Raw genomic sequence first — 15,501 nt, 5'->3', positions numbered from 1 at the left:
TATATAATTTGTTATTAGTACATAAGTATTTGGCTAATAATAATGAACAAAGTTTCCTCAAATAAAAAACATAGCTACCTCAATTCTATACATAGTTGCCATGAAAATGCACAAAGTTGTCTCTTAAGATTTTTTATTTTTATGAGTTGCACCTAAAATGAGCAAAGTTGCCACAAAACTATACAATAGTTGTCCCGAAAATATACCAAAGTTGACATTTTTTTATATTCAAATCCACTACGGACTAATTCACAATAAAGCCCAACAAAATTACGTCTTAATATCAAATAGTACAAAACCCAATAACAAAAATCTTACTATCTCTAACTTTACAACAGATAACATTCTTTATAACGTACAGGCAAATCAAATAATAATTTAAAACTCTCATAATATTTTTTATATCGATTTTTAAGTTATTAATAATAAGCAAAAAAATTTTCTAAAGCATAAATTTTGAAAAATGCTTTAGAAAAAATATTTATATTTCACATAATTTTATTACTTACTTTCAAGATCCATGACAGTATACATATTGATATTTTTTTGAACTAAAATTCATGCAAAAATGTACTAACTAAAAGTATACAATCGAATACAAATATATACTAAGTGATAGTTAAAATTTAAACCAAATAAAATATCTGTATTTATTTAAATCAATTAAAAATATTTTTTACCTCTATTCACTTGCATTGTTACTATAAATAGACTATCCTTCTACTAAGGTTAAAGAATGTTAAAATTAATACTGCTCATCACTATTACAACTAACACATTCTCTATATGTGAAAATATAAAAAAAGAAAACACAAAATATTATGATTATGATAAATACCGCTACTTAAAAAGAAAACTAGTTCGTGTAAAAAACTGGAAAACTAATTTTAATAACTTGACAAATTTAGGAGTATACTTCACACACCAAATCGAAAAGATTAAATCTGTACTTAGCCTTTCTGATAAAGAATTATCTCTAGAATGTAAATACAAGCCAAACAGTAACACATGTACCCCACTATCAAACAATGTAGCATTTCGATACCACGACATAATTAAACATTACCACACATTTATTAATACTCTCAAACATAAAAATCTTGACCAAGCTGCTTATATCATATATGAAATAACTGAATTGGGAGCGATATTAAGTCATACAAGCGAAACTATAGTCATGTTCAATTACCCTAGGATACAAGAATTCTTAAAACGTTATAACAAATATAAGCCCATTTTCATAAAACTTAAAGATATTTATTCAAAGGCAAAACATGATTACAACTTAACTCTCAATATACTCAAGCAAAATTATACAGACAATAATTTCTGCAAATTTATGCTTAAATTCGTAGAAACTCATAAGATCGCTACTCATGTTTATTTCAACATGGATAACCTTCGCTTTAAATGCATAGACAGTGGATCATCAATACCAGAAACCATCAATCCATATTGCACCAAATTAACATCCACAATATTATAAACATAAAAATTAAATATACATATAATACTTATCAAGTATGTAGAATAATTCTCAAATAATAAAATATAATAATTTATATTAAATTTAAAAATTAAATAAGGAGAATATTATGAATATATTTATCAAATTATTAGTACTTTGTAGTACATTATTCTTGTATTGTTGCAATTCGGATAAAATTAATGGTACCTCTGATAAGACTATAACAACACCACATGGATTACTTAAGAAAGGAGGAGCAGATAACCTACAGCCTAAACCTCCTGAACAAGACGAAAAAAGACCTGATACTTTAACTGCTGATGAAAAGCAAAAATTTGACGTTCTTATAAATGCATTTAATAAAGTGATAGAGTTAAAGCAATTACCAGATAATGCATTACAAAAAAGTCAAAACTTTTTAAATTGGATACGATCAACAGACATACAAAAACAAAAAGAATTAGCTAATGCTTTTACTCTAGTCTATGATTTCTTAGAAGACAAAAAACCCACACAATTAAAGAATTTGACAATCAACCAACTTATAAGTAATATCTTAACTTGCGCAGCTACAAATCAATGTAATTGATACATATACAAATATTCAAGATCAAGATATACTAATGTTTTTTACAGATGTTCTACACGACATAACTCTCACAGGCAGCGTAAATGAAAAGACATTTCAAGATCTCAAAACAGAATTACTTAACCCATATGGTCATGTAGACCTTTTATTAGGAGAAGAGAGGTACGAAAGATTCATAAGAATGCAACTAAAAAATAATAATAACCGAACACAAGCTCTTAATTTCTTAATAAATGCTTTGCCACAGTATTTTTTGCTACAGGACATGAAGGACATGTATATTAATATTAGACTGTTCATACTAAAGGAATTTTTTGTATTCAACGATAATGGAACGATAAAATCTATAGATGATGAAAAGCTAAAATCTATATTAGATCATATACATACTGAACTTAACAAGTGTAATGGCAATGAAACTGGTAAAAATAATTTTAGAAGTCGCATAAAAGACTATTTCTTAAAAGATCATAAAGACACAATACTAAATGTTGACGACATATTTAATAACTTTACAACTGAAGTATTAAGCGATTGTCAAAAATAAACAAAAGATAAATACACCTCTCATAATCAAAGCTTGCAAATAAAGCAAGAGCATTTAAGAGAGGTGAATTTAAAAGAAAATAATAGTTACAAAGGAATATAAATTAAATTGACTACAAAAATGGCAAAGAAAATAAAAAAGTTAACTTGGGGTTAACTCCCATTAAGAAATTAAAATATGTATATATAAATATCACCTCACAATGATGAGTTATTAAAAATAATAATAGAGTAAATATATAAAAGATTAATAATTACTTATCAATAAAAAAACAAACTATTAACTAAAAACACAAAAAAATACCTATTCGAGTGATAAGAAATACCTTAATAATATTTACATACAATAATAAACATCTAAATCTGACTTTAATACTAAGTATTTGATAACATTTTTATAGTTAAATTTACCTATTTTCAATTAAAAACCGATAGAAAAAAATATAAAAATCAAAGATAAGTTAAACTGATTACAGAATAATAAAATAAAAAGTTAACTTATAACTAAACGAAAATAAAAAACTAAATACAAAATATGTACTAATTTACATTTAAAAATCTCAATTTTGATAAATTATTCTAAATAATATAGAAATTTAAAACGAATAAAATATAATAATTTATTTAAATTAAAACATCTTTCTTACCACCCTAATATACTATTCACTTGCATTATTACTATAAATAGATTATCCTAATCTTAAGGTTAAGGTTAAAACAATGATAAAAATACTATTATTCCTAACTGCTATAATCAATATAGCTGCTATATATGAATATGAAGAGGAAGAAGAAAAACTAAAACAATATGATAAATACGCCTATGAAAAAAGAAAATTAACACGTGTCAAAGACTGGAAAACCAATTTTAAGAACTTAAAAAGTCTTAGTCCATTTTTCACAGATGAAATTGAAAATATTAAATCATATTCTGATAAAGAACTTAAACATGACTTTCAATTCGCTTTCTCTTTTGGACTCAACTCCTCAACATCAGATGACATCGTACCTAAAGAATACAAATCATTATTTGAAAAGTCTTACACATTCATAAACACTCTCAAACATAAAAATCCTAATCAAGCTGCTTATTTAATACATGAAATATACGAACTAGATGAAATGCTTACTTCCACAAAAAGAACTTTGGACATATTTAAGTATGTTACCTACAGACAAAAATCCATGAAACATAATAAATATGAACATATTTTCATAAAACTTAAAGATATCTATTCAAAGGCTACTCAAGAATATTTTGAAACTTTTAATATTCTTGACCACAATGATATAAACAATAATTTTTGCAAGTTCATGACTAAATTCACAGAAATTCACAATCTTGCTAGTCATGTATACTTTAACATGGAAAACCTATTCAAATGCACAGACACTAACACAAGAACAAACAACAAAACATATTGCAACAAATTAACACCCACAATATAATAAACATTATAATTATTCAACACAAAATATATACAAACGTTGCCATTTCCCCATAAATATAGTATCCTACCTTTATAAGGTTAAAGTAATGATCAAAATACTAGTATTCCTAACTATAATTATTAATTTATACGCTATATCTGAAGAAGAAAAAGAACAACGAAAAAAATTTGACAAATATGAATATGAAAAAAGAAAATTAGTTCGTGTCAAAAACTGGAAAGTTAATTTTAAGAATTTAAAAAATCTTGGGACATACTTTACAGACGAAATTGAAAATATTAAATCATACTCTGATAAAGAACTCAGACATGGCTTTCAATTCGCTTTCTCTATTAGTCTATGTGTTGGTCATGATAAGAATGATGATATCGTACCTAAAGAATACAAATCATTATTTGAAGAATCTTATAAATTTATACAAACTCTCAAACATAAAAATCCTGACCAAGCTGCTTATCTCATACATGAAATAAAAGAATTAGATGCAATGTTTACTTTCACAAAAGAAATGATAGATATGTTCAATTATGCTGAAACACAAGAATTCATCAAACGTTATAATAAATATAAACACATTTTCATCAAACTTAAAGATATTTATTCAAAAGCAAAACAAGAATATTTTAATGCTTTTAATATTCTTAAATACAATGACATAAACGATAATTTTTGCAAGTTCATGCTTAAATTTGTAGAAATCCACAAACTCGCTAGTCATGTATATTTTAATATGGAATATCTATTACACTGTGCTGGAAATCGCAAACCAGAAAGCATCAATCCATATTGCACCAAATTGACATGCACAACATAATAGACATACACAAAACCAAATACACAGATCTTCAAATCAAATATATCATTCATTAAAGCTTTGAGTATCCCAAAATCTATTAAAATAAATATAAAAAACAATCTTTCTTAACAACACATTCTACTGTACTAAACAATGTTACGACATTCAATATATAAATAACAGAAGCTCAAAAACAAAGCTTAAACCCTTAAAAAGGCAACTTAATGGAATATATTCCAATTTAATAATGACAAACTTGATAATACTTAAGTTCATTACGGTAATATCTTTTAAAGAGTTCATTTGCTACATGCTCTTGCATGCCCATACTTTATAAAAATAATTAATACTCATCAAGTATATAGATTGATTATAAGAGCATTATATATAATAAAGGTTATTATATGCAAAAATTAAAAAAGGAGAATATTATATGAATAAATATATAAAATTAATAATACTTTGGCATACATTACTTTTATACTGTTGCAATGAGAATCCTAATTCTATACTTAATGGTAATAAACCAACAAAAAAATACCATAATAATCAACATGGTTCACAACCAAAAGATAACATATTAACTAACGACGAAAAAATTAAATTTAATACTATAATTCATGCATTTAACAAAATTATAGAAAATGATCAGCAATTAACAACTCAACATAAAGAAAAATATAAAAATTTTGAAAATTGGTTATTAAAAGATATACAAAAACAAAAAGATCTGGCTGAGCACTTTCAATATGTATACCATATATTAGAACAAAAAAAACCAACACAAGCAAAAAACATATCTACTAAACAAATAATAATAAACACTATCAATTGTGTATCTTCAAATACATGTAATGGCAAAAATGACGTATACTCTTATGAACGATCTGATTCTCATACTACAGGAGAACTGATAAAAGAATCTTTTACAGACCTTTTATATAAAACTCTTGGCATATCTACTAACACCATAAATAATACAAATGAAAATATGTTTAAATATCTTAAATCAGAATTAATTTCCCCAGAAAACCATATCAGCAAAAATTTCTCAAGTGAGGCTGATTTCCTTAAACTAAGATTCAATGACAATCAAAGAAAAATACTAAAAAACTCAATAATAACAATTATATCTAGGCCAGATGGCACATTGTATACTCCTAAATATACTTCATTTATAAGACTAAGCGATTCAATAATAAAACCGGTACTGGATCATATACATAATGAACTTTCAAAATGTGATAAAAATCAAAAAAGCATTTATAATTTTAATAATGATTTAAAATCATACTTAAACACAAATGAAATCAATGAGGAGACAATAAGCAAATTACCAATCACAGTTATTATTAAATGTGACAATGATAGCTAAACAAATACTTATCATTAAATTAATATAAATTATACTTTGATATCATAATATTTTTACTTGAGCATACTTTAAATAAATATCTAACTTATTAATGTACACATGTGATTGTCACCAATATGTAAAAGATCAGAATCCTTTGCCCCCTATAACTACACGTATTAGGTTGTTTTTTTTCAATAAATTCATCTTACAACCCGTTTATAAATAAGAGCTTGGAAAATCAAGATAATAATGATAACGTTTATAAATCTCTATCTCATAATAGATCGCAAAAATTTGTCTATTAATTCCCAAGATAAAAAATGACAAGATACTAAATATATTAACATTAAGAATTCTTTTAATCATTATTCTCCATAATAAAAACTACCTTAATATTTTTAATACATACAAACCATAAACATTGGACTCATTTTATACTTTTCATGATTTTTTTAACTTTTACAACAGCTCTATAAATAGATATTTTTCTAAAGAAAAATATCTTAATATATCATCAACATTCAGTACCATTTGATTTTTTATCTTTTATCTCTTTACTAATTTTAATTAAAGACTTTATTGTACGTTTATCAGCTTCTAAATTAGATGAAATAAATTTAAATGTTTCACAAACCCTAACAAATGTTTTTTTATCTTCTTCTAAGTTAAAAATTATACTATAATTTATACGTATGGGACATATTTATATAATATGAAAAAAATAATTAAATTTCACGATAAATATAAAAGCTTAAATCATAATAAATTTATTTATGAAGATGAAGATGTATATGAACGATTAGATCGACAGTTTAGGGAATTTAGAGAAAGATATGGAATAGATAAAGATATTGATGATTGGATAAATCATATAGAAAAAGAAACAAAAATGAGAGAGAAAAAAAGTGAATTAAGATCTAAAAATCTGACCTATCTCTTTAGAAAAAGACTTTATTCTAATAAATAGCAAGTTATTGTTAATAGCTGAAAATTCAAAGAACAAACATTGGTCTAAATTTGTTAATCTTGTGTAATGATTATATAATAAGATATATAAATAACAACACAATGTAACAACAATTATTCATAAAATTTACAGTAAGCATTTTGTATAATGCAAAATACCATATACGCTAAAGAGTATCTACGATAGTAATAAATCATGATGACTTATATTTATTAAATAAAAGGCAATACCCAAGAGATCTTCATAAAATAAGAAGGAAAAAAGGAGGTACATAAAACAATGTTTATTCATTGTCATTTTATTAAGTTTTTAAATGCAATTTACCTAATAAAAAGCATATATTAATAGTCTTGATGACAATGAAAGACAAGCTCTTACTTTCTTTAAAGATTTGTTAAAAATAAAAAATATTCCGAAACTTTAGAAAAAGAAGATAAATGCACTTAAAAGGGCTCAAGAAAAACAACTGGGATCCCAATCTACAAAAAAAAACTTGAAAAAATACTTAACTACAAATATGATGATAATAAAATTAAAGAGTTATTTTATGAATTTGAAAATGATAAAATGAAAGAATTCCTACAAAAATTACATCTAATAATAAAACCCATTATATGGCAGAACGCTTAAAAGTTTTTCAAGTACAAATTTCAAAAACAGTAGCATAACCTTAGATCGAAAAAAGAACTCGTATTAGGAGACATCAAGGTCAACTATATACTAAATATTATTACTACACCAATGATATTCACAACTCAAAATATTTTTTTGAAAAAACAGTATATGAAATTTTAGAGAGTCATTTATCAATAATCAAAATATGTATATCAATAATTTAAACCATTAATAACCTCTTTTTCTTAGGAAAGAGGTTATCTTATTTATAGTGATGTGATTTTAATAAACAAACTAATTGCCAAGAAATGGACGAGAAATAAAGCATACTGACGCTCTGAACTATTGCGAATATAATAGCACCACAACATACATAATGGAAAAATCTTTTTATTAACAAATCTTCGACCTAAAACATCAAATCCTAAAACAAACAATCCGCCAGTAGTATCACCTTGAACAAATGAATCTATACCAAATCCCAACAAAAAATTCAATAAAAAAGGCACTAAAGTATCCTTTTTCTTCACTTGATAAAGCAACATATTATTTTCACAGTGCCTCCTCTAGTATCTACAGCACTCAAAGTCATTTCATCACCATCACTCCTAGCAAAACCAACAACAATAAAAACAAAAAAGAACATAAAAATTAACACTTGTTTCATCAATACCTCCAAAAAAATCGCTCTATTTTGTAGAGATACACTCAAAGAATATAGCTAGTACATATTCTAATGCTCTTCACAAAAACAATAATCAAATAAATAACAAATATGACAATGAAGAATCATCGGCATTTTAATGTTTGCTAAATTACATGATATCTATAATGAAATAGCTTTTTAATTTTAAAGAAGCTACCTTGTAAATAGTATTAATATAGAAAATCAAAAACGGTATTTTAATCTACTATATAACCAAGAATTATCCATTAACAAACAAATTAAATCTTATAATTGCGAATTAATCTGAGATGCCGAAAAAAGAGGTTTATTTACTTGTTCTTTTAAACTATTAAGAAAAATTTCTTTATAATCTTTAATGATTATATCATCAAACCATTCAATTTACTAAACTTTTAATAAAAGTTAACCTAAATCACTATAAAAACAATTCTAATCAAACGTTAGCTACTATTACTACACTAGTCGAAAACTCATTCCTTGAGCACACATCAAATAAAAACTTTACGTACTCTAAAATCTTATATTAAACTACACCTCAAAAAATTTGGAATTAACTATAAATATACTAATAGAATTAAATATCAGCTATTCTCTAATATTGTCTTACATTAAACTTTAGAAAGACATCTTTCCTATGTCATACTTCAAAACTCATTCTATCATCCCTTAAAATACTGTATAATATATTAAGGAGATTATTATGGGACTTCCTCAACCAGCTATTACTCAGCAAATGGTTATAGCCGAACTTACTAAAGCCGGCATTAACAAAGATATTGCTATTGATTTATCTTATAGGTACTATAGAAATGAGTTAACTTACAAAGACATTGAGTTTTTAAAAGAAAACTTTGACATAAAACTTGAAAAGGTTGAAACACTACTACAATCTGAAATTCAGAGGGTTGAAGCAAATTTACAGTCTGAAATTAAAGCTGTCAAAACTGAACTTGATAATAAAATTGACAACGTTGAGAATAACTTAAATAACAAAATTGATAACAAATTTAATGAGCTCGATAATAAAATTGATAACGTTAGCAATGAGATTGCTCTTGTTAGAAAAGACATGGAAATTAATAAAATGGAACTTAATAAAACTTTATCTGAATTTGACAATAAATTAAAACTTCACAAATGGATGTTCACAACCATTATTACCATCTCTATAGGAATATTATTAACACTGATATTTAAATAAGCAAATGCAAATTTACCAATTCATTTAAATCATAATAATATCAACTCTATGCAATTGTTATCTTACCCTTCTTAAATCCTTTACTTTGCTTCCCTTGTAACCTTTCAAAAGGTATTTCCCTCTTACCCTCTAACACATCAACAGGTTCAATGCCACCAACCTTACCCTTACTATCAACAGCCTCCCTTTCCAAACTACCAAGAAATAATTCCTTATAATCCTCAAAAATCATATCCAAAATATTATTCATCAAAACACCTTGGATTGTTTCACATTCATAATTATCACCAACTCTATTAATTATAATTCCATGACTAGAGCTATATTTCTTTGATACCCAATCCTTAAGATATGCATATACATACTCATAGTCAATATCTTCAGAACTAAGTATTGGAAAGTTAATTATTTTCTTATCACTCCTCTTGGATTGTACTTCACGGCTCATGTAAGTATTCCAAAATCTATGCCTTTTTATATAACCTTTTTACTAAATATTTCAAATTAAATCTCATTTACTCTCCTTTTCTTTTAAATTATCATTTTGGCCTATATCTTCAATCATTATTCCCAAATTTAGCATACTCAGCCCCTTAGTAGTTTTAAATCCACCAAACTCATCTCTAATTGCAAATTTAACCATAGAATCCTCATTTGAACTAGCATCTATCATCTTATCCATACCATTATTTGATATATCCAACCCAACACACCTTTCCTTACTCTTTTCCAAAGTAGCAAGCATGCTTTCCCTAGCTTTCTTTTTTAAATTCAATTCTTCTTCTCTTGCCTTCCTTAATCTTTCTTCTCTTTCTTTTGCTTCTTTTTCAAATAACACAGTTAAATATTTTTGAAGCCTATCAGCTTCGCGTTTTCTTTCCTCTTCTTTTTCTTTTTCTATCTCTTTTTCTTTTAATTCTTCTACATTTAACTGCTCTTTAGCCCTTTTCTCCTTAACAACAGATGCTTTTTTAATTCCTATTCGTAAATTATCTCCATAAGTCGCTTTAACCGCACAATTACTCTTGTACTTATTGGGATACCAATCCCTAAACCTTCCTTCCCAAATAAGATCATAATCGCTAATAACTCCATCACTACGCCTCATCATCATCCAAATCTTATACTTGTACCTATTACCAAACTGTTTTAAGAAATGTTCTAAAATATCTTCTATGTAATATTCACTTTGGTACTCATCTATTGCAGTCTCTAGATTGATTAGGGCATTGATGTACGTTGCAGCGTTATTACTGTATTCTTTTATTTGCTTTAGATAATTTTTACTGATTTTATGTTCACAAATTAACCTTGTCTCTACATCATTCCTTTTAAATCTATACTTTTCTTTTTTTAGTTTACTTGAATCAGTATTCTTAAGAAGCAATTCTTTAGAATTCTTATTATTGCTTATATTAGCTTTATTATTAAAAGCATGAGGGTTTTCACGATGCGACATTACACTTTTATTTGTGTCATCTATTTCAGATAGGATTCCAAATTTTTCAAGGTTTGTGTAATTGAAATTATCATCTTCTAATGAGTCATCAAAATTACCAATAATTTTTTTATCATTTAGATTTTCTTTTAGTAAATGTAAAAGGTATTTTGATATTATGTCTTTATGTAAATGTGCTAACTGCATGTTTTGTTTGTAAAAAGATATACTTCCTTTATTTTCACCAAATCTTATAATTTTAGATTTTAAGAGACCCATTTCATTTAAGAGTTTGATATCCCTTTCAATTGTTCGTTTACATACTGTCTTCTGTCCATCTTTTTCTAATAGTTTATTTACTATATTGTAGATATCACATGCTGAGTATTCTTCAACACCACACGATTGTCTGTAATTTGTGTTTTTAATATCTATTGTCCAGTAGATTTTACACAATCTCTTTTCTCGTGTTAACATTCTGTTTATTTGATATCTAACTTGTGATACACGAATAAATTTAGTATCAGCAGATGCTTTATCTTTATTTGATTCTACAAGTAAACTTAGTATAGATTTTATTTGGTCTTTGGTATTATTTGAATTGAAATTTTTTTGGTCTTTTGTTACACTATTCATACTGAGTTTTTATTGATTCCAAAGTTTAAATTTTCATATAATGAAGCTTTGGAAATTTGTATATTTTGTCATATATAAATAATTCACTCTTAACTAGTTTTAAAGTTAGAGTGATTTTTCTATTTATAATGACATTTCCTAGCATAAATAAGATTGATTTTAAAAATAAGAGATTGGTAAAATAAAGTACTTGATATAGATACATCATACCTTTACATTTCTCCTAATCCTTACATATTCTCTATCTTTCGCTTTTTTTTTAACTAAGCAACCATTCAAGCTGCACCTTCCAATGAAATTACACTTTAACTAGCAATTTCTACTCCTTATTTTTTTCACAGAACATATTCTAGATCAATATTTATGAATTTGCAATAAATTTGACGCATAAAAATTCAAATTAATTTGTTATTTACTTTTTTTTCTTGTATAATAGGCTTAATTTGTTTATTAATGTTGTGAATTTTTTAAAAAATTTTTTTATAGATTTATTCTATTTTGTTTGATGTATCTTTAATTGAATTAAGGGTGTTTTTTTGTAAATTGTTTTCACTTTGTATTTTTCAGCTTTTAGTTTTATTATTTTTTTTGATTTTATCTTTGCTATTTTCCAATTTTTTGTTTTTGTTATTTTTCTATTTATTCTTTGAACTTTCTTAAACGTTCTTCTCTTTCTTTTGCTTCCCTTTCAAATACTCTAGTCAAATAATTTTGAAGTTTTTCATCTTCAAGTCTTTGTTTTTCTTTCTTTTCTTTCTCTATTTTCTCTAATTCTTCATCATTTACCTTATCCTCATCTTTCTTTTCTTTTAATAACATGTTTGCTAATGCCAATACGTAAATTGTCTCCATAAATGTTTTTAATGACACAATTATTCTTGTACTTATTGGGATACCAATCCTTAAATCTTCCTTCCCAAATAAGATCATAATCACTAATAACTCCATCTGTTCTCCTCATCATCATCCAAATCTTGTATTTATATCTATTGTCAAACTGTTTTAAGAAATGTTCTAAGATATCTTCAATATAGTACTCACTTTGATATTCTAATATTGCAGTTTCTAGATTGATTAGGGCATTTATGTATGTTGAATCGTTGTTACTGTACTCTTTTATTTGGTTTACGTAATTTTTACTGATTTTATGTTCAAGGGTAAGTCTTGTTTCTATATCATTCCGTTTAAATTTATGCTTTCTTTTTTTTTGTTTGATTAGAATAGGTTTTATTAATAAGCATTTCGTTAGAATTAGAATTCTTATTTATATAGCTTATATTAGCTTTATTATTAAAAGCATGAGGGTTTTCACGATGCGACATTACACTTTTATTTGTGTCATCTATTTCAGATAGGATTCCAAATTTTTCAAGGTTTGTGTAATTGAAATTATCATCTTCTAATGAGTCATCAAAATTACCAATAATTTTTTTATCATTTAGATTTTCTTTTAGTAAATGTAAAAGGTATTTTGATATTATGTCTTTATGTAAATGTGCTAACTGCATGTTTTGTTTGTAAAAAGATATACTTCCTTTATTTTCACCAAATCTTATAATTTTAGATTTTAAGAGACCCATTTCATTTAAGAGTTTGATATCCCTTTCAATTGTTCGTTTACATACTGTCTTCTGTCCATCTTTTTCTAATAGTTTATTTACTATATTGTAGATATCACATGCTGAGTATTCTTCAACACCACACGATTGTCTGTAATTTGTGTTTTTAATATCTATTGTCTAGTAGATTTTAGTATTGATTGTGTTTGGTTTGGTATTATTTGAATTGAAATTTTTTTTGTTTTTTTGTTACAATTCTCATATCTTTTCATAAATTCTATTTGAATTTATTTGTTCCAAAGCTTTTATTTTCACTGTTTCTATAAAGCTTTGGAAACATATATATGTTATTATATATAAAGATTTATCCTTGGCTAGTTTTAAAGTCGGGATGATTTTTTTATTTATAATGACATTTCTTAGCATAAATAAGATTGATTTTAAAAATGATAGGGATTAAAAGAAAAGATTTAGTTTATATGTATTCTATTTTGTTTGGATAGTTATACTTGTTAATATAATCAATTTACAATCTTTTGTGTCATTACATAATATGTACCATAAATCAGTATATTTGAATTTACAACAAATTAATGCATAAAAATGCAAATTAATTTGTTGTTTTGTATCTACTATATTAGTAGGCTTTATTTGTTTGTTAATGTTTTTAACTTTTGTTTTTAGATTAAAAGTTTTTTATTGATTCATTCCATTTCATTTAATGTGTTTTTCATTGCATTAATAATGGTTTTTTGTAAATTATTTTCACTTTTTTCTTTTATATTTTTTATTTCATTTTTTAGTTTTGTTATTTTTTCATTTTTATCTTGGCTATTTTCTATTATTTCATTTTGTTGTTTTGCCATTGTTTTTGTTAATTTTTCTATTTCTTCTTCTTGTTCTTGTATTTCTTCTTCTATTTCTTTTTTGTATTTTTTCATTTCTTCTTTTTGTTGTTCAAATTTATTTTTCATTTCTTCTTCTTGTTCTTGTATTTCTTCTTCTATTTCTTTTTTGTATTTTTTCATTTCTTCTTCTTGTTCTTGTATTTCTTCTTCTATTTCTTTTTTGTATTTTTTCATTTCTTCTTCTTGTTCTTGTATTTCTTCTTCTATTTCTTTTTTGTATTTTTTCATTTCTTCTTTTTGTTCTTGTATTTCTTCTTCTATTTCTTCTTGTATTTCTTTTTGTTTTTTTTGTATTGTTTTTGTTAGTTTTTCCATTCCTTCTTCTTGTTCTTCCCATAGTTCTTGTTGTTGTTTTATCATTGTTTTTGTTAGTTTTTCCATTCCTTCTTCTTGTTCTTCCCATAGTTCTTGTTGTTGTTTTATCATTGTTTTTGTTAGTTTTTCTATTTTTTCTTCTTGTTCTTCTTTGTATTTTTGCATTTCTTCTTTGTATTTTTGCATTTCTTCTTTTTGTTCGTGTACGATCTCTGAAAGATGTATCATTGTTTGAATAAGTGCTTTTATTTTAGTATTGTTAGTTTTGATTTTATTTAGCTCATCTATTAATTTGTTTTTCTGTTCGTTATCATGTGTAGCTAATTTATGTTTGATTATTTGCATTTTTTCATTAATGATGTTTATAGTTTCTATTTTTGCTTTTTGATTTTTTATATCTACAGTTAGATGTTCAATTATTGCTTCGGGAACATAATTAGCATTATTATATTTGACATTAGCACCTAGTATATTTACTCTTTTCCAAAAAGTCGTTCTTTTTGTTATTTTAAAATTGAATTTTGTTTCTAGTATTTGTGTTACTTCACCAAATCTAAATAATATTATTTCACCTATTCTTTTCATGTTAATGTCCCTTTAATAATAATAATAATAATAATATTAATATTATTATATTGTAAATTAATTTAATAATTCGTATTAGTAACAATAAATGTTATTTATAATTTCTTTTTTTGTAAAAATTTAAATTAATAAGTTATATTTATAAATAATTAGCCTATAAAATTAAGTTGTTTCATTTAAGATGATCATATTTATGAGATTAAGATTTTTCTTTTTCAAAGAATTTATCAAATTTCATTGTCTCTTTTTAGAGATTTTAATGATGAGTTGTTAAAAGCATGTTTTGTTTTTTTATTATCTTAATAAAGAAGATTATTTAAGTGTTTATTGGTATTGAAAGATACAAAAAAGCGAAGGCAATGGTAATGATAAGCATATATA

Annotated in this window: 15 protein-coding genes; 8 read left to right on the top strand and 7 right to left on the bottom strand. The window is 25.1% G+C overall.

Annotated elements, in window-relative coordinates:
- The first annotated feature begins 736 nt into the window (after nucleotides 1-736).
- The 7 genes from bcCo53_RS07255 to bcCo53_RS07225 all read left to right on the top strand — a co-directional run bounded on the left by bcCo53_RS07255 (nucleotide 737) and on the right by bcCo53_RS07225 (nucleotide 7,175).
- Nucleotides 737-1,486: a hypothetical protein gene (locus bcCo53_RS07255; protein WP_028328201.1), complete on the top strand. Its 750-nt coding sequence runs from the start codon at nucleotides 737-739 to the stop codon at nucleotides 1,484-1,486.
- A 109-nt stretch (nucleotides 1,487-1,595) separates the two neighbouring features.
- Complete coding sequence (locus tag bcCo53_RS07250) at nucleotides 1,596-2,057, top strand: Mlp family lipoprotein (RefSeq protein WP_025408916.1); 462 nt, start codon at nucleotides 1,596-1,598, stop codon at nucleotides 2,055-2,057.
- Between the two features lie 34 nt (nucleotides 2,058-2,091).
- Entirely contained in the window at nucleotides 2,092-2,604 is a 513-nt protein-coding gene (locus bcCo53_RS07245) for an Mlp family lipoprotein (protein WP_025408917.1), read from the top strand.
- 719 nt (nucleotides 2,605-3,323) lie between these two features.
- Nucleotides 3,324-4,052 carry a hypothetical protein gene (locus tag bcCo53_RS07240; RefSeq protein ID WP_025408918.1) on the top strand — a complete coding sequence of 243 codons (729 nt, stop codon included), beginning with the start codon at nucleotides 3,324-3,326 and terminating at the stop codon, nucleotides 4,050-4,052.
- An 88-nt stretch (nucleotides 4,053-4,140) separates the two neighbouring features.
- Nucleotides 4,141-4,869, top strand: coding sequence for a hypothetical protein (locus bcCo53_RS07235; RefSeq protein WP_025408919.1), 729 nt, complete (start codon nucleotides 4,141-4,143; stop codon nucleotides 4,867-4,869).
- Between the two features lie 415 nt (nucleotides 4,870-5,284).
- Nucleotides 5,285-6,226, top strand: coding sequence for an Mlp family lipoprotein (locus tag bcCo53_RS07230; protein WP_025408920.1), 942 nt, complete (start codon nucleotides 5,285-5,287; stop codon nucleotides 6,224-6,226).
- Between the two features lie 694 nt (nucleotides 6,227-6,920).
- Complete coding sequence (locus bcCo53_RS07225; RefSeq protein WP_025408921.1) at nucleotides 6,921-7,175, top strand: hypothetical protein; 255 nt, start codon at nucleotides 6,921-6,923, stop codon at nucleotides 7,173-7,175.
- Between the two features lie 881 nt (nucleotides 7,176-8,056).
- Here the strand turns inward: bcCo53_RS07225 and bcCo53_RS08930 are convergent.
- Together bcCo53_RS08930 and bcCo53_RS07215 are read right to left on the bottom strand one after the other, a co-directional pair.
- Nucleotides 8,057-8,320, bottom strand: coding sequence for a P13 family porin (locus bcCo53_RS08930; protein WP_425532460.1), 264 nt, complete (start codon nucleotides 8,318-8,320; stop codon nucleotides 8,057-8,059).
- Nucleotides 8,317-8,457: a hypothetical protein gene (locus tag bcCo53_RS07215; protein WP_155806475.1), complete on the bottom strand. Its 141-nt coding sequence runs from the start codon at nucleotides 8,455-8,457 to the stop codon at nucleotides 8,317-8,319. Before bcCo53_RS07215 ends, bcCo53_RS08930 begins: the two co-directional genes overlap by 4 nt.
- 721 nt (nucleotides 8,458-9,178) lie before the next feature.
- On the opposite strand from bcCo53_RS07215, the gene bdr reads away from it, so the two are divergent.
- On the top strand, nucleotides 9,179-9,679 hold the full coding sequence (bdr, locus tag bcCo53_RS07210; protein WP_025408923.1) for a Bdr family repetitive protein: 501 nt from the start codon (nucleotides 9,179-9,181) through the stop codon (nucleotides 9,677-9,679).
- A gap of 46 nt (nucleotides 9,680-9,725) precedes the next feature.
- Here bdr and bcCo53_RS07205 read toward each other — a convergent pair whose 3' ends face one another.
- The 5 genes from bcCo53_RS07205 to bcCo53_RS07185 form a co-directional block, all read right to left on the bottom strand.
- On the bottom strand, nucleotides 9,726-10,127 hold the full coding sequence (locus tag bcCo53_RS07205; RefSeq protein ID WP_051480092.1) for a hypothetical protein: 402 nt from the start codon (nucleotides 10,125-10,127) through the stop codon (nucleotides 9,726-9,728).
- Nucleotides 10,128-10,190: 63 nt separating this feature from the next.
- The gene (locus bcCo53_RS07200; protein ID WP_246938460.1) at nucleotides 10,191-11,753 is read right to left on the bottom strand and encodes a plasmid maintenance protein; all 1,563 of its coding nucleotides are present in this window, start codon (nucleotides 11,751-11,753) and stop codon (nucleotides 10,191-10,193) included.
- A 793-nt stretch (nucleotides 11,754-12,546) separates the two neighbouring features.
- Nucleotides 12,547-12,897, bottom strand: a complete 351-nt coding sequence (locus bcCo53_RS08765; RefSeq protein WP_241766586.1) for a plasmid maintenance protein — start codon at nucleotides 12,895-12,897, stop codon at nucleotides 12,547-12,549.
- Nucleotides 12,898-12,943: 46 nt separating this feature from the next.
- Complete coding sequence (locus bcCo53_RS08760) at nucleotides 12,944-13,483, bottom strand: plasmid maintenance protein (RefSeq protein WP_241766587.1); 540 nt, start codon at nucleotides 13,481-13,483, stop codon at nucleotides 12,944-12,946.
- Nucleotides 13,484-14,016: 533 nt separating this feature from the next.
- Nucleotides 14,017-15,120 (bottom strand): hypothetical protein, encoded by a 1,104-nt coding sequence (locus tag bcCo53_RS07185; protein ID WP_246938459.1) that lies wholly within the window; start codon nucleotides 15,118-15,120, stop codon nucleotides 14,017-14,019.
- Between the last annotated feature and the right edge of the window lie 381 nt (nucleotides 15,121-15,501).

Source organism: Borrelia coriaceae, from assembly GCF_023035295.1.
Classification (GTDB): domain Bacteria; phylum Spirochaetota; class Spirochaetia; order Borreliales; family Borreliaceae; genus Borrelia; species Borrelia coriaceae.
The sequence above is the reverse complement of the archived record's forward strand: the minus strand, read 5'-3'. Positions and strand labels throughout refer to the sequence as shown.